Here is a 14,758-nt window from a genome sequence, read left to right as displayed (position 1 = left end):
CCCATATAAGATTAGTATATTATTTTCGCCTATCATAGTCTAATCGAAAAGACGAATAAACAAGCACTACCCATAGTTTTTATTTATAGGTAGTGCCTGTCTGCCATCAGTCAATCTGGTAAACTTCTTTTACAACTTTAATAAAACGTTCTGCACTTCTGGACAGCTGATAATTCTTATTATATATCAGATTGATATCTCTTCCCTTATCCGCTTTCGGAATCGGAAAGGCTAACATGAATCCTGCCTCCACTTCATCTGCCGTCGCAAGTTTGGACAATACCGAGATTCCCATTCCCTGCTTTACAGACTTTTTGATTGTTTCCTGATTTTCAATGCTTGCAATTACATTCAGATCATCGGTAGCTATACCGGCATGCTTCAGCTGCTTCTGCGCTTCTTTTCTCGTTCCGGATCCTTCTTCCCGCATAATAATATGCTCTTCCATGATCCATTGTATATTGCCAACAGATTCTTCCTGAAGTTTTCTGTATTTTTCAGTATTTGGTGTAATAATGACAAGTTCATCTTTGTAAAACGGTATATATCTACAGTGTTTTTTCTCCAGAACCGTTCCTGTAAATCCAACATCCGCCACATGATCAACAATCTGCGTTACCACCTTGCTGCTGTCAGTCTCCAGAATCTTAAACTGTTCCTGCGGATATTTTTCATTAAACTGAATCAGCACCTTCGGCAGCAGATACTGTGCCGGAATCGTAGATGCTGCAATTGTGATCAGATGCTTTCCGCCATCCTTTCCCGCCTCAAACCTTTCTTCAATCTTTTTCTGAAGATCAATGATCTGTCTTGCATACTGATATAACTCTCTTCCGTCATCTGACAAACTGACTTCTTTTGTATTTCTCACAAACAGCCTCACGTTCATTTCCTTTTCCAGTGCTGCAATGTGTGCACTGATCGTTGGCTGGGTTAAAAACAATTCTTTGGCAGCTTTTGAAAAACTGCCCCCTTCCGCCACCTGGACAAAGGCCTCTAACTGCTTTAAATTCATTAATACGCAACCCTTTCACTCTCTGCTCCGGTCTTTTTGGTCACCTTGATACTGTCCATATACTCCAGAATCGGCTTCGCGCTCTTTCGGCTGGTCGCAAACATATCTCTCACCTGCGCAATCGTAATGACCGGATTATCCTTTAATTGTTCCTGTATCTTTTCTTTTGCCTGTTCCATATAAGAACACAGAGTATACATGTCCTCTGTCACTTTTACAACACGCTTTTCCTCCAGCAGAATGTTCAGGATATCATCTTTCAGCTCTTTTGATTCTTTTCCACAATCAATCTCCGAGTACCGGACAAAGTCATATCCTGCCTTTTCAAATGCAGCAAGAAGCTTCTTCGATATCTCACGATACGTTTCATCTTTTCTGACCTCATATTCCGGTGTACACAAAAATTCATCCACTCGCTTCAGGCTTCCGCTACTTTCAAGCATCTCCAGAATCTGATCAAAAACGTTCGGCTTGATTTTGTGAAAATATGTCATCTGTACTTCTGCTTTTTTCATACCATATCGGTACGGATACCTGTCTTCATATTCCTCCATAGCTTTATAAAGTATTCGCTCTGCTTCACGTGCAGAATCCGCATGCCAGACATACGTATCCTTCCGCATCGGGAATGTACACACATTCCCCTGTTCTTTCAGCTCTTCAACATCATTTTTTACTTCTTCAGCAGAAAGAGCTGTAAGTTTTGCCAGTTCTGACACTGTAATCAAAGTATCTGCATGGCTTTTTACATGCATCTCAATTACATCTGCAGAAGAGCCGGACTCTTTCCTGCTCAGCTCCTCAATCACATCCTGCTGAAAACGTTTTTTAATTCTTGGATTCGGTTCAAGCACTACTCCTCCTCCAATCGTCTCCATCGGAGAATAGAAACGCACAACAAACTTGTCCCCGCGTCTTACGGCGACTTCCTCTTCAAGACGAAGCTGAACATATCCACTTTCTCCCGGTCCGATCTCCTCCTTATCTAAAAGAACCGCCCGGCACAGCACTTCGCTTGTTCCTGTAAAGAAATGCAATCTGGTGTGATTGGTAAGCACACGCATGGAAGAATCCAGTACATTCAGCCGAACATCCAGAAGATCAGTATTCTTCATGCTGTTTGGCGGTGCAAGAACACAGCCTCTTTTAATCTCCCGTTTCTTCACATTTGAAAGATTAATAGCCACGCGCTGTCCTGCATAACATTCTTTTTTATCTTCACCATGGACCTGGATACTACGAATCTTACATTCTTTCCCAATCGGATACATCTCCAGTGTATCTTCCTTCGATATAGTTCCCGACACGAGTGTACCTGTGATGATCGTACCAAATCCAGACAGTGTAAATGCACGGTCAATCGGAAGTCTCGGAATTGTATTCACATCCTTTTGAATCACTTCATCACGTGTCAGATGCTCGATCATCTGAACAAGTCCCTCCAGACCTTCTCCTGTAGCTGCCGATACTTTTACGACCGGTGCATGTTCAAGAAATGTGCCTTCCAGTTCTTCCTTTACTTCTTCTTCAACAAGTTCCAGCCATTCTTCATCAACCAGATCACATTTATTCAATACAATAATACTTTTCTCAATTCCCAGAAGATTCAGGATATCCATATGCTCTCTGGTCTGCGGCATGATTCCTTCGTCTGCAGCGATTACCAGAAGAACAAGATCCATTCCCACAACGCCGGCAACCATATTATTGATAAACCTTTCATGACCAGGTACATCAATAATTCCGGCACGGTCCCCTCCCGGGAGATCAAAATACGTAAATCCCAGGTCAATCGTTATTCCTCGTCTCTGCTCTTCTTCCCAGCGATCTGTATTTCGCCCTGTCAGAGCCTTTATAAGCGTCGTTTTTCCATGATCTATATGTCCTGCTGTTCCTATAATAATATTTTTCATTCCGTCTTACCCTCTAGTTCTCTGATAGCAAACTTTTCAACTGACTGGCAATGACTTTAAACTGCCGCTCTTCTATCGTTCTCACATCCAGAAGAATCATATCATTCACCGTTCTGGGAATCACCGGTACCGGAAGATGACGCATGCATTCTTCCAGTTCCGGAACGCTGATCCTGGTCGGCTGTATCGCCACTGCCTGACTCGGAATCCGTTCCAGAGGAAGCGATCCGCCTCCGATCTGTGATTCACACGGTACTATCTGTATCTTTGCCTCAAGTTCGCCTCTTCTCAGTATTCTCGCAAGATTCTTTGCCTTTCTGGATACCTCTTCCAGAGAAGCCGTAATCATTCGAAGTACCGGAATATTTTCGATTGCCTTCTCTTCGGACAGATATTCCATCAGCACCACCTCCAGTGTCGCTGCAGTAAATTTATCAATTCGCAGTGCTCTGGTCAGCTGATTCTTCTTCATCATATCAATATACTTTTTCTTGCCGATGATAATTCCTGCCTGCGGTCCTCCGAGGAGCTTGTCACCGCTGAAGCACACAACGTCTGCTCCTTTTGCGATGGATTCCTGTACGGTCGGCTCATGTGTCAATCCGTATTTTGCAAGATCGATCAGCACACCGCTTCCCAGATCTTCGATCACCGGAATGTCATGCTCCTTCGCCAGCGGAATCAGTTCGTCAATCTCAACGTGTTCTGTAAAACCGACGATTCTGTAATTACTGGTGTGCACCTTCAGAAGTGCTTTGGTCTCTTCTGTGATCGCATTCTCATAATCATCGTAATGCGTTTTATTTGTGGTTCCGACCTCAACCAGGGACGCTCCACTTTGCTCCATTACATCAGGAATCCGGAACTTTCCACCGATCTCAACCAGTTCTCCACGGGAAACCACAACTTCTCCGCCCTTCGCCAGAGAACTCAGAATCAGCATTACCGACGCGGCATTATTATTAACCGCCATCGCTGCTTCTGCTCCGGTAATCTTACAGAGAAGCTTCTCAAAATGAGAATATCTCTCACCTCTTTTTCCTGCTTCCAGGTTGTATTCCAGGTTCGAATATCCCGTTGCGATCTCTGCGATATGTCTCATATGTTCCGGGCTGATCGGTGCTCTTCCCAGATTGGTATGAAGAATCGTTCCGGTTCCATTGATCACTGTGCGCATATTCGGTGTATGCATTGCTTCTACGGCAATACAGATATTCTCTGTCAGTGCCTCAATCCGGGCCTTCGCCTTTTCCTCTTCTTCGCATCTGCCGATATATGCACGAAGTTTTTCCATCTCTTCATGGATTGCTTCCATAACCGTATCGCGGCTGTATCGTTCAATCATCTCCTGAATCTGTTTCTCTCCCAACAGTATATCCACTTTCGGGATACTGCGGTATAATACATTTTTATTCATTTTCTTTTCCCTTTTCCTCACCTTACAGCTATGTTTTTAAAACAGACGAATCAGTTTGTCACTTTTTGGACTTACTTTTCCGATAACTGATATTGCAGTCTCCATATTCGCCTCTTTGAAATCTTTCATCATAGCATCATATTCTTTTGGGGAAACGCTGATCAAAAGTCCCCCTGACGTCTGTGGATCATAGAGCAGATCCAGATAATGCTCTTCCACAGCCCCGACTTCTACTTTTCCGATGGAGTATCCGCGATTCTTATATGCACCCGCCGGAACAAGTCCCATCTTTGCATAATCAATCGCATCCGTAAGATATGCTATATCTTTTACGTTGATCTCAAACGTCACTTCGCTTGCTGAAGCCATCTCCACACAGTGTCCCAGAAGTCCGAATCCGGTGATATCTGTGCACGCTGACACTTGGTATTTTTCGACTACCCGCTTGCCTTTCTGATTCAGAGATGCCATTACCATCTGCGCTTCACGGATCGCAGCAGGGGATGCCATATCTGCTTTAATTGCCGTATTGACAATTCCGCTTCCGATCTGCTTCGTAAGAACTAATATATCGCCTGGCTTACAGCCATAATTTTTAAATATCTTATCAGGGTGTACAAATCCAGACACGCACAGGCCATATTTTGGTTCATCGTCCTGTACAGAATGTCCTCCTACCAGTACCGCTCCTGCTTCTTTCACTTTCGCCGCTCCACCCGCAAGGATGTCGCCCAATATCGCCGGATCCAGACAGTTGGGGAATCCGACTATGTTAAGCGCAACAGCCGGTTCGCCTCCCATTGCCCATACGTCACTGAGAGAATTGGCCGCTGCGATCTGTCCGAACATATATGGTTCATCTACAATCGGAGTAAAGAAGTCAACGGTCTGAATCATTGCGATCTCATCAGTCACTTTGTAGATTGCGGCGTCATCAGAAGTTTCAATTCCTACGATTAAATTGTCATCCTGAAATGTCGGCAGCTTACTCAGAACCTGAGCAAGGGTCTCCGGACCTATCTTAGCCGCTCAGCCAGCCGTCTTACTTAAACTTGTCAATTTCACATCTGATTTCATGTTTCATTCTTCCTCCTGTAGCTTACATTCATTCTAAAGGATTATTGTTTTTACACATTCTTAAAAAGGGATTGTTGTAAAATAGTAGTTCACATTCTACAACAATCCCTCTTCACACAAACTTGATCAACGATTAAGGTCTGATAATTCTGCCAGCTTTGGCCATGGTCTCAACAATACTGTACATGTTTGTCACAGAACCTACTGCCAGCTTCTCTTTCAGTCCATAGTAATCCAGACAAGTTCCACAGGTCATGATCTCAACGCCCTGTGCCTCCAAAGACTTCAGATCCTCCAGAGAATCTGATCCCTCTGTTGTCAGAGTTGCTCCTCCATTATAGAATAACATTGTCTTTGGCAGAGTATCCAACTGTGTAACTGCAAATATGAATCCTTTTATTAACACCTTGCCGAGTTCATCATTTCCCACACCCATGCGGTCAGAAGAAACTACAACAACCGTATTGTCCCTGGCATCAGGCGCACATACAACCTCATCCTGGCTGCTTTCTGCCGGTGCTCCGTCCATCTGAATCGTAACTTTATACTCTGCATCCCCGAGCTTTTCAGATGACACTTTTGCTCCTGAACCAGCTCCAAGCTTAGTTACGTTCTGCACTGCGATCTCGTTATCAACGAGAACCTCAATTGTGTCCGGACCGGTAAGTGCCTGCATTGCCTTTTTCGTCTTAATGACTGGGATTGGACAATTGTCTCCCATTGCGTTGACTGTAATCATGATGATTCCACCTTTCCTTGATGCCATTACCCCAACACATATAGATATATTCTATCACTGTTTGTATAAAAGGTAAATGGTTTTTTAAATTATTATGTAAAAGCCTGAAAGAATTACGTCCCGTATCCTACACGAGGCATGCCTCTTCCATACTCTTGTATCTCCAGAACATGATACGCGCCGTCTGCATAATATGCCGGCCGCATCTCTCCTCTGCGAAAAGCAGACAGGAATTCTTCCATCGTACGCACTTCCTCCGGGAACCACGTCGCACATACGCCGACTTTTTCCGGGACATGACAATCACTGGAACCAATTGTATAATATCCAAGTTCCATTGCGTATCTTGCAGCCTTCTGACAGGCTTCCACAGAAGTACTGCCGTTCAGAACCTCAATCCCGTCCAGTCCGGTTACTGTACGCAGGTTTTCTTCAAGTCCCCGTTTATTATTGCGAAATGGATGTGCTGCGAAGCAGACCCCATTCTGTTTTTTTACCAGATCAATAAATTCCTGTGCCGGGATTCTTTCTCCGGGATACTCGTCGATCCCAAATGCCACGATATCCCCCTGGAGGGAAAAGAACTCAATCCCCACAAATACAGGAAACCCTGTCTTCTGCGAGTATTCTGCCGCATATTCTTTCAGCCCCATACTGTCATGATCCGTAATACACACCGCACCAAGCCCTTTTTGCTTCGCAATCTGTACGATCTCGTCCAGCTGCAGAAAACTGTCTTTTGAATATGTCATCTCATGCATATGCATATCAATAAACATCCTGTCATGCTCCTTTTCTTTTTTGCGTTTCGACTACATAATCTGTACATTCTTTCTTACATTATAGTAATTTCATTAGTCTTCATCAAATAGAGAATTTTAATGACAGGTATATTTTTATAGACACTATCTATTAGTCTTTCTGATATATTTCTTATAATCTCTTTTCAAAATTACCGTCTACCGAACACCCTTCCGTAAATATCATAAATGCATTCGGATCTATACTGTGCACGATCTCGCGGATCTGGTTTACCTCATACTTGGAAATCATTACAAACAGAATGTGTGCTGCCTTATTGGTATATGCCCCTTCTCCATCCCAATTGGTAACGCCCCGTCCCGTCTGTTCCATGATTGCTTTCGAGATACCTTCCTTCTTGGTAAATATCATGGCACTGGTATTGATATTCTGGATATGTACACGGTCAATCGCCATTGCAAGCGCCGTCGTATAAATCAACGAGTAAATCACGATCTCCACATTAAACATAAACAGGCAGATGGCATATACACAGACATTCATAAGAATGTTGATTTTTCCGACACTGACATTCGGATACCTCTTTGAACAGCAAAGCCCGATAATATCCTGGCCGCCGCTGGAACTTCTGCCTCTCAGAATCAGCCCCGTCCCCGTTCCTGCAACGATACCTCCCACAATACACGCTGTAAGATAATCCTCGATCACCGGAACCGGCGGTACCGGAACAAGCGTAAGAAACAGACTCTGAACCCCGACCGTAATCAGTGTTTTGACTGCAAATGTCTTTCCCATAATTCGAAGTCCCATATAAAGCAGCGGAACATTGATCAGAAAATAGATGATACCTGCCAGATCCACGCCGGAGGGAATGGGAACATGGAGAAAGCTTACAATAAATGTTCGAAGCAGCTGGGATACACCCATAAATCCCCCATTGTAAAGTCCAAGAGGGGTAATGATCAAATTCACCCCTATTGCAAACAACAGGCTTCCTCCAACAGCATATGTGGCCTGTACCAGTCCTGCTTTTCTTTTTCCGCTCAATTTACTCAACATCTTTCTTCTCCTCTAAATAAAATTATACAAAAAAGAAACCCGGAAATTAATCCAGGCTCTGCAGAACCTGACCGTCCTGCTGATTTTCTTTTTTATTCTCTGCACTTTCATTTAACTCTTCTTGTTGTTCCAGACATTCACGGATTGCTTCATTCAACGACAGCATCTTTTCATCCAGCGTTGAAACCATATCCGCACATTCCTTCAAGTCCCGGCTGATATATTCCGGTGCATTTCCCTCAAATTTATAATATATTTTATGTTCCAGACTCGCCCAGAAATCCATTGCAATTGTCCGTATCTGAATCTCTACTTTTGTATCCACCACACTGTCCGAGAGGAAGATCGGAACGGATACGAGCATATGGTAGCTCTTATATCCGCTTTCCTTCGGATTCTTAATATAATCCTTGATCGATAATACCTTCAGATCACTCTGGTTTCCGATCATCTCCGCCAATCGATAAATATCAGATGTAAATGAACAGATCAGTCTTACACCTGCGATGTCATTTACATATTTTACCATGTTCTCGATCGAGATCTCATATCCATATTTGCGAAGCTTCTTTACGATGCTTTCCGGTGTTTTCACACGCGTTTTAATATGCTCAATCGGATTATACTGATGTACATGCTGGAATTCATCATTCAGTATCTCAAGCTTTGTCCCCACTTCCTTGATCGCTGAATTATAAAGAAACATGATCGTCTTCCAGCTATCCACATCTTCATAATTTTTTATTGCATTTTCCATATGATGTTTTTCTCTCCTCTCTTGCCGAAGAGTTAAACAAGTACTGTATATAGTATATCATATGGTCATGCTATTGTCATGATTTTCACACTTATTTAATAAAAGTCATCCTTCCTGCATCCGCAGTCAGAATTCAATCCCCTCTCTGGCAAGCTTTCCCTTGTCATATGGGTGCTTTACCTTCATCATCATCGTTGCGTAATCTGCCAGATCCAGAAGTTCCTGCGATACAACATGACCGGTCAGGACCACTTCCAGCCCGCGTGGCTTGTGCTGCAGAAAACTCATCATCTTCTCTTCGCTCAATACATTCAGCTGAATCGCACATAACGCCTCATCCAGTACAAGCATGTCAAACGGTGAACAGAACTTGATAATCTCATCCAGCGCTTTATTATTGTAATGGCGAAGCTCAGCCTTTTCATCCCCGTTCATCCTGCTTACAAACTTAACCGGCTCACGCCCCGGAAGGCAGGTAATCCCCGGTATCTGTTCAAGTATCTTGCGCTCGTTGGAAGAATTATCCTTCAAAAACTGAAACACCAGTACCTGTAACCCATATCCCGCGGCACGGATTGCCTGTCCCATCGCAGCAGTTGTCTTTCCCTTTCCGTCCCCGTAATACATATGTATTCTTCCTGTACCCTGCATATAGTATCCCCTGCTTTCTTTATGCTGAAATGCTGTCTGATACATTCTATGATAGCAGATTTTCTCTTAGAATTCCAGTTTCATATCACCAAACTTGATCCACCCTTTCTTTCTCATAAATTCTGAGATTACAAGGGTCACAATTGCCGGAAGAATCACCTGAATCAGAAGGATCTTACCCAACACAACCACAGTAGCTTCTGTCTGTATCATCGTCTGCCAGGTCATGATCTGTCCAACCAGACCGGCCGTTCCCATTCCGGATCCGGTCGCATTGTTCGTCATATGCAGCGCCAGCGTTCCGACCGGTCCCAGAACCGCACTGGACAAAATCACCGGGAGCCAGATCACCGGCTTCTTCACAATATTCGGCACCTGAAGCATGGAAGTTCCGATTCCCTGTGCCAGAAGTCCTCCGATCTTATTTTCACGATAGCTTGCTACCGCAAATCCAACCATATTACAGCAGCATCCTACTGTAGCCGCACCTGCTGCCAGCCCGGAGAGATTCAGGATAATTCCAAGTGCAGCGGAGCTGATTGGAAGTGTCAGGATCATACCCATCAATACAGATACCACAATTCCCATCAGGAATGGCTGCTGTTCTGTTCCCCAATTGATCAGAGAACCAAGCCAGGTCATGAATCCCGAGATCGGAGGTCCGATCAGCAGCCCTACTGCTGCTCCCGTTCCTATCGTAACAATCGGTGTTACCAGTATATCCACCTTGGTTTTTCCAGATACCATATGTCCGAAAAAGATTCCAACATACGCCGCAATGAATGCACCCAGCGGCTCTCCCGGGCCCGCATATACCATTGCGCCGTCGACCAGAAGTGTACCTGCAAGTACATTACTTGCAAACGCGCCGATCATTCCGGCCGTTGCTGCAGACACGACCACAAGCGGTGCTTCTTTAAACTTATATGCCACGGCCACACCGATACCTGCTCCTGTAAGAGATGCAGCGATCTTACCTGTCACATAGATCAGATCTCCTACATTTCCACCGAGCAGCGTTCCGATCTGCTGAATAATCGTTCCAATGATCAGTGTTGCAAAAAGCCCATGGGCCATTGCACTCAATCCTTCAATAAATATGCGATCCAACACTTTTTTAATCTTTTCCATATCCATTCTCCTCATTCCATATTCAGACCAATGCACTGCTGTAACCAGAGCGCAGAAGTTCTATCTGTTATTTACATATGTCTTGTCACATGTGGAGAGTTTAACACAGAACACATGGAAAAACAAGCAACTCTTATAATTCCCGGATTCATTCTTTACTTCCCGCCTGAAATCCGCTATACTTTGAACTATTATATGATACAGGCCAATCACTTTTCTGTACTGTTCAAAAGGAGATATGCATATGTTCCGTTTATGGGGAAAAGAATGGAAAGACAACAGAATGGTCCGCGATACCGTCATATGTAATGATACGGACGATACCCGGACCCATAAAATATTTCACTCACTGGATGAGATCTGTTATGAATTTGACTTAAGCAAGCCCATATGGCTTGATTCTAATATCGATGAATTCCGCCGTCATGACAAAACCCGTTTTTATCAGGACAATTTTGTGGATTCCATAGATATTGACTATCTTGAGATCCAGATCATTGAAGAATGATCCGGATCTTTTTTATTCATTACGAATTGCTGCAAGAGGGCTGAGTTTCATCGCTCGTTTTGCCGGGAAATATCCCGCCGCAACACCGACCAGCACCGCAAATCCAAGTGCGAGAATCACCAGCCACCATGGAATATAGGAAATATCGCCGTCAAATCCCATTGCGGCTCCATGTCCGGTTACAAAATTAACTACTGCAGACATCAGAAAGCTTAAAATATTTCCGGCAATTCCACCAAGGAATCCGATGAAGGCTGCTTCCAGAAGAAACATCTGGCGTATATTTTTGAGACTGCATCCCAATACCTTCATGACACCAATCTCTTTTGTCCTTTCATAGATGGACATCATCATCGTATTGGCGATTCCGATGGCTGCCACAAGAAGCGACACCGCTCCGATTCCTCCAAGTACTGCCTGAACGATCGCAAACTGACTCTTCATACTGTCCAGATATTCAGCATTTGTTTCTACGTTATATCCCATTTCTCTGATAGAGGCAGCCACCTCATCCACATGATTGATATCATCTACCTTCACCTTTGCCGATGAATAATAAAATTCCTTATACGGCTTTCCGGATTTGGTCGTCGGCTGTCCCGGAATGGTTCTTCCTGAATATTCCTTTTTCAGAACCTGTTTCAATGTATCCAGATCACAGTATACATAATAATAATATGAATTGTAATCTTCCGGGCCGCCTTCAACAACACCACTGGCCGTTACCACATGTTTTGTTGCAGGTTTGGTCATCTCGCTTCCATCTGAGGAAGATATGTCACCTCCCATGCTCTGATTCTGACTGTTATAATAAGCGTCCTGATCCGTGATCAGGAACAGAGAATCCCTCGCCAGGTCAATGTCCGGAAGTTCTCCGGTATCATAATAGCCTTCATATGAATTTTTCTCATAAAAATTTGTGATAATCCCGTTACCGTAAAGCAGTTCCAGATGTCCGCTGTTCGCCTTCGGAAGAGCCCCCTCTGCCAGCGGGATATTCATCGCCTCCAAAGCTTCCGGTGTCATACCTACCAACTGCGTCCATCCTTCATATTGCCCCTTCAGCAACAGAACAGACATCTCATAGACCGGAGATGCCAGGGTAACATGTTCCATCTCTGACAGTTTCCCGATCAGTTTATCGTCCACATATTTGGATGATTCCTCCTCACCTTCCCCATAGTACATCATCGATTCTCCAACGCTTGCACCGGTCACACGAATGGTGTTCAGACCGCCTGACTGTTCCACCTCCCGATAGAGTGCCTGCTGCATTCCAAGTCCCAGAGAGATCATGACTACAATGGAAGCCGTTCCGATCAACACACCAAGAACCGTCAGAAAGGTCCGAAGCTTTCTCCTTCGCAGATTGCTAACGCTCATCCTCAGAAGATCGTTCCAACTCATTCAGCAATTCCTCCTCTTCCCCCTGCGCCTGTTTCTTTTGTTTCCTTTTTCTCCATATCACCACTGCCGCAATCGCAATTGCAATCAACAGAGCGACGATCACCGGAACCACCGGGAAGCCGCCCTGGCTTTCTTCTCCCATGTCAGAGGTCATCATCTCTTCTTCCATCTGTTCTGTTACTTCAAGCTGGAGTTCCTGTTCGGACGTGGATACATTTCCTGACTCATCCTCATAACTCAGTGTCATGGTAACCCTGGCCGGTCCCTCCGTTGCATTTTTCCCTTCCAGCATAGCATCAATCTGTGCAGTAGAACCGGACTCCACATTTCCGACAAATACTTCTTCCTTTTCAATACATGATCCTTCAAAAACAGCTTTTACATTGTAAAGTTTAATACGTCCGAGATTATACAGGCTGCACATCACATTGGCTTCTTCTCCGACCTCGATGCACTCCGGACTGATCTCAAAATCACTGAATTCAAAGCGCGCATCCTGCTTGACCGGAATCGATATACTGGAGGAAGATTCAATCTGAGCTGCATATGCATCTTCATACTTCATACTCAGTTCAATGCTGTACGGCTTCTGAAGGAGATCTGCTTTTGCATTCAGCTGGATGGAGATATCTGCCGTTCCATTCGCAGGAATTCCCTCCAGATAGATCGTACTGGAACCGGATGCCGGCAAAAAGGCCGGCGATGCCGTCTGCTCATCAGCACCTTCCGTCGGTGCCATCAGGTCAAATAACATATTGCGTACTCTGGTGGTTTTTGATGTGTTTTTCAGATGGATCGTAAGCTTGAAGTTCGTGCCTGCCTTTACTTCTGCAGGATCTGTCGTAAATCCCGTTACAATGACTCTTGGAACCGAACCGTCTCCGGATGCTCCTCCGCCTCCACTGTAAGAGACGCCGCCATTGCTGTATCCGCCCGCTTCCACCAGTGCATCTTCTCCGGACATCACGTTCTGAGTACCTTTTTCTTCCGTTTTTGTAGTCTCTTTCTTTTCTTCCGGCTTTGCAGTCGTATATACATAAAGTTTCTGTGATGTTTCTATCAGCGTTTCCTTCCCATCCTTTTTGGATATCGCTGATGCTACAAACTGAATCGTATATCTCTCTGTTTTGATATCTTCTCTCTGCGTAAACTCGAATGTCACATCTACAGATTCTCCGTCCTTCAATGCGCCAAGTTCCTGCTGATAATCCTGCACCTCCGTCTTAAACGGCCAGTCATCGTTCTTATCCCCCAGCTGCGGGCCAAGCACAACATTTTCCAGATCCCCTGATGTCCGGTTCGTTACCGTAAGCGTCCATTTCTGTGACTTTCCCGCCTGATAGGTTGGAACCTTTTTCTCTTTTGACGTAATTGTGATATCCTGTACTGCCGCAAAAGCTCCGGCCGGCAGCACAGATACCGCAGTCAATACTGCTACAAGCATCCCTGCCATTCGTTTTTTCCATTTTCTTATCCGTTCTTTTCCGTTCATCTTCTATATACCCTCCCTTTACTCATTCTCCCGGCGATCTTCTATCTTCAGAATCTTTCCGTCCATGATATGAAATACCCTGTCTGCATAGGACGCCAGATGATTATCATGTGTTACCATTACCAAAGTCTTTTTTTGTTCCTTTACTACTCTCTGCATCAATCGCATTACATCTTCCGACGTGTGTGAATCAAGATTCCCGGTCGGTTCATCCGCAAAGATAATTCCCGGATCAACCACCAGTGCTCTTGCAACTCCGACACGCTGCTGCTGTCCGCCGGACATCTGGTTCGGGAGATGCTTCTTGTGCTGCTTCAGATTCACCAGTTCCAGCATCTCTTCCGCCTTCTTCATCCGAATGTTCCTGGGGATTCCCTGAAAGCTTAAGGGAAGTGCCACATTTTCTTGCGCATTCATCGTTCCCATCAGGTGAAATGACTGGAAGATGAATCCAACATTCTCTCTCCGAAACTTTACCAGCTGCTCTTCGTTCAATTTTTCAATATGCTGTCCTGTGATCAGGATCTCTCCCTTCGTCGGTTTTTCCAGACCTGCAAGCATATTGAGAAGTGTTGACTTTCCAGATCCGGAGGTTCCCACAATAGCACAGAATTCTCCTTCATAAATGTCAAAATCCACACCATCCAGGGCCCGGACTACTTCATCTCCTACTCGATATAATTTATACAGATTTCTGACTTCAATTACTTTTTTCATAGGTACCTCCTGCTGTCAAAAACCAAAAATAAGAGTCATTACCCTCTGATATTACCAATATATCAGATAACTCTAAAGACTTCCGCAGAAAAGAATGAAGATTTTCTTAATAT

The 14,758-nt window shown here is 44.5% G+C and carries 14 protein-coding genes; 1 reads left to right on the top strand and 13 read right to left on the bottom strand.

Annotated features, from left to right (window positions below; all coding sequences use genetic code 11):
• Positions 1 to 106: 106 nt before the first annotated feature.
• The 10 genes from JQM82_RS10785 to JQM82_RS10740 all read right to left on the bottom strand — a co-directional run bounded on the left by JQM82_RS10785 (position 107) and on the right by JQM82_RS10740 (position 10,521).
• On the bottom strand, positions 107 to 1,015 hold the full coding sequence (locus JQM82_RS10785; protein WP_235250329.1) for a selenium metabolism-associated LysR family transcriptional regulator: 909 nt from the start codon (positions 1,013 to 1,015) through the stop codon (positions 107 to 109).
• The gene (selB, locus tag JQM82_RS10780) at positions 1,015 to 2,928 is read right to left on the bottom strand and encodes a selenocysteine-specific translation elongation factor (RefSeq protein ID WP_235250328.1); all 1,914 of its coding nucleotides are present in this window, start codon (positions 2,926 to 2,928) and stop codon (positions 1,015 to 1,017) included. The genes JQM82_RS10785 and selB overlap by 1 nt, the downstream gene beginning before the upstream one ends.
• Before the next feature lie 13 nt (positions 2,929 to 2,941).
• Positions 2,942 to 4,345: an L-seryl-tRNA(Sec) selenium transferase gene (gene selA, locus JQM82_RS10775; protein ID WP_235250327.1), complete on the bottom strand. Its 1,404-nt coding sequence runs from the start codon at positions 4,343 to 4,345 to the stop codon at positions 2,942 to 2,944.
• Positions 4,346 to 4,381: 36 nt separating this feature from the next.
• Positions 4,382 to 5,422: a selenide, water dikinase SelD gene (selD, locus tag JQM82_RS10770; protein WP_235250325.1), complete on the bottom strand. Its 1,041-nt coding sequence runs from the start codon at positions 5,420 to 5,422 to the stop codon at positions 4,382 to 4,384.
• Between the two features lie 133 nt (positions 5,423 to 5,555).
• Positions 5,556 to 6,161 (bottom strand): sulfurtransferase-like selenium metabolism protein YedF, encoded by a 606-nt coding sequence (gene yedF, locus JQM82_RS10765; RefSeq protein WP_235250324.1) that lies wholly within the window; start codon positions 6,159 to 6,161, stop codon positions 5,556 to 5,558.
• A gap of 113 nt (positions 6,162 to 6,274) precedes the next feature.
• Positions 6,275 to 6,940, bottom strand: a complete 666-nt coding sequence (locus tag JQM82_RS10760) for a PHP domain-containing protein (RefSeq protein ID WP_235250323.1) — start codon at positions 6,938 to 6,940, stop codon at positions 6,275 to 6,277.
• 154 nt (positions 6,941 to 7,094) lie between these two features.
• The gene (locus JQM82_RS10755) at positions 7,095 to 7,982 is read right to left on the bottom strand and encodes a YitT family protein (protein WP_235250322.1); all 888 of its coding nucleotides are present in this window, start codon (positions 7,980 to 7,982) and stop codon (positions 7,095 to 7,097) included.
• A 46-nt stretch (positions 7,983 to 8,028) separates the two neighbouring features.
• Positions 8,029 to 8,739 carry a GTP pyrophosphokinase gene (locus JQM82_RS10750; protein ID WP_235250321.1) on the bottom strand — a complete coding sequence of 237 codons (711 nt, stop codon included), beginning with the start codon at positions 8,737 to 8,739 and terminating at the stop codon, positions 8,029 to 8,031.
• A 126-nt stretch (positions 8,740 to 8,865) separates the two neighbouring features.
• A complete protein-coding gene (locus JQM82_RS10745) occupies positions 8,866 to 9,390 on the bottom strand; it encodes a cob(I)yrinic acid a,c-diamide adenosyltransferase (RefSeq protein WP_268827719.1) in 525 nt (174 codons plus the stop codon).
• Between the two features lie 66 nt (positions 9,391 to 9,456).
• Positions 9,457 to 10,521: a PTS transporter subunit IIC gene (locus JQM82_RS10740; RefSeq protein ID WP_235250319.1), complete on the bottom strand. Its 1,065-nt coding sequence runs from the start codon at positions 10,519 to 10,521 to the stop codon at positions 9,457 to 9,459.
• Positions 10,522 to 10,765: 244 nt separating this feature from the next.
• Here JQM82_RS10740 and JQM82_RS10735 point away from each other — a divergent pair, with 244 nt between their 5' ends.
• On the top strand, positions 10,766 to 11,029 hold the full coding sequence (locus JQM82_RS10735) for a hypothetical protein (protein WP_235250318.1): 264 nt from the start codon (positions 10,766 to 10,768) through the stop codon (positions 11,027 to 11,029).
• A gap of 12 nt (positions 11,030 to 11,041) precedes the next feature.
• Here JQM82_RS10735 and JQM82_RS10730 read toward each other — a convergent pair whose 3' ends face one another.
• From JQM82_RS10730 to JQM82_RS10720, 3 genes are read right to left on the bottom strand one after another with little or no spacing between them, the layout of a single operon-like run.
• Positions 11,042 to 12,436, bottom strand: coding sequence for an ABC transporter permease (locus JQM82_RS10730; RefSeq protein ID WP_235250317.1), 1,395 nt, complete (start codon positions 12,434 to 12,436; stop codon positions 11,042 to 11,044).
• Positions 12,402 to 13,928 carry a COG1361 S-layer family protein gene (locus tag JQM82_RS10725; RefSeq protein WP_235250316.1) on the bottom strand — a complete coding sequence of 509 codons (1,527 nt, stop codon included), beginning with the start codon at positions 13,926 to 13,928 and terminating at the stop codon, positions 12,402 to 12,404. The genes JQM82_RS10730 and JQM82_RS10725 overlap by 35 nt, the downstream gene beginning before the upstream one ends.
• A gap of 18 nt (positions 13,929 to 13,946) precedes the next feature.
• Positions 13,947 to 14,645: an ABC transporter ATP-binding protein gene (locus tag JQM82_RS10720; protein ID WP_235250315.1), complete on the bottom strand. Its 699-nt coding sequence runs from the start codon at positions 14,643 to 14,645 to the stop codon at positions 13,947 to 13,949.
• Between the last annotated feature and the right edge of the window lie 113 nt (positions 14,646 to 14,758).

The sequence above is a fragment of the Faecalicatena contorta genome (genome assembly GCF_021531995.1).
In the GTDB taxonomy this organism is placed as follows: Bacteria; Bacillota; Clostridia; order Lachnospirales; family Lachnospiraceae; genus Dorea_A; species Dorea_A contorta_A.
Note: the sequence above shows the minus strand (reverse complement) of the source record. Positions and strands in the feature narration are given on the sequence as shown.

Excerpts from the sequence above, each read along its gene's own strand:
- JQM82_RS10785 (WP_235250329.1), bottom strand. The coding sequence starts at position 1,015 with ATGAATTTAAAGCAGTTAGAGGCCTTTGTCCAGGTGGCGGAAGGGGGC.
- selB (WP_235250328.1), bottom strand. The coding sequence starts at position 2,928 with ATGAAAAATATTATTATAGGAACAGCAGGACATATAGATCATGGAAAA.
- selA (WP_235250327.1), bottom strand. The coding sequence starts at position 4,345 with ATGAATAAAAATGTATTATACCGCAGTATCCCGAAAGTGGATATACTG.
- yedF (WP_235250324.1), bottom strand. The coding sequence starts at position 6,161 with ATGATTACAGTCAACGCAATGGGAGACAATTGTCCAATCCCAGTCATT.
- JQM82_RS10760 (WP_235250323.1), bottom strand. The coding sequence starts at position 6,940 with ATGTTTATTGATATGCATATGCATGAGATGACATATTCAAAAGACAGT.
- JQM82_RS10755 (WP_235250322.1), bottom strand. The coding sequence starts at position 7,982 with ATGTTGAGTAAATTGAGCGGAAAAAGAAAAGCAGGACTGGTACAGGCC.
- JQM82_RS10750 (WP_235250321.1), bottom strand. The coding sequence starts at position 8,739 with ATGGAAAATGCAATAAAAAATTATGAAGATGTGGATAGCTGGAAGACG.
- JQM82_RS10745 (WP_268827719.1), bottom strand. The coding sequence starts at position 9,390 with ATGCAGGGTACAGGAAGAATACATATGTATTACGGGGACGGAAAGGGA.
- JQM82_RS10740 (WP_235250319.1), bottom strand. The coding sequence starts at position 10,521 with ATGGAAAAGATTAAAAAAGTGTTGGATCGCATATTTATTGAAGGATTG.
- JQM82_RS10735 (WP_235250318.1), top strand. The coding sequence starts at position 10,766 with ATGTTCCGTTTATGGGGAAAAGAATGGAAAGACAACAGAATGGTCCGC.
- JQM82_RS10730 (WP_235250317.1), bottom strand. The coding sequence starts at position 12,436 with ATGAGTTGGAACGATCTTCTGAGGATGAGCGTTAGCAATCTGCGAAGG.
- JQM82_RS10725 (WP_235250316.1), bottom strand. The coding sequence starts at position 13,928 with ATGAACGGAAAAGAACGGATAAGAAAATGGAAAAAACGAATGGCAGGG.
- JQM82_RS10720 (WP_235250315.1), bottom strand. The coding sequence starts at position 14,645 with ATGAAAAAAGTAATTGAAGTCAGAAATCTGTATAAATTATATCGAGTA.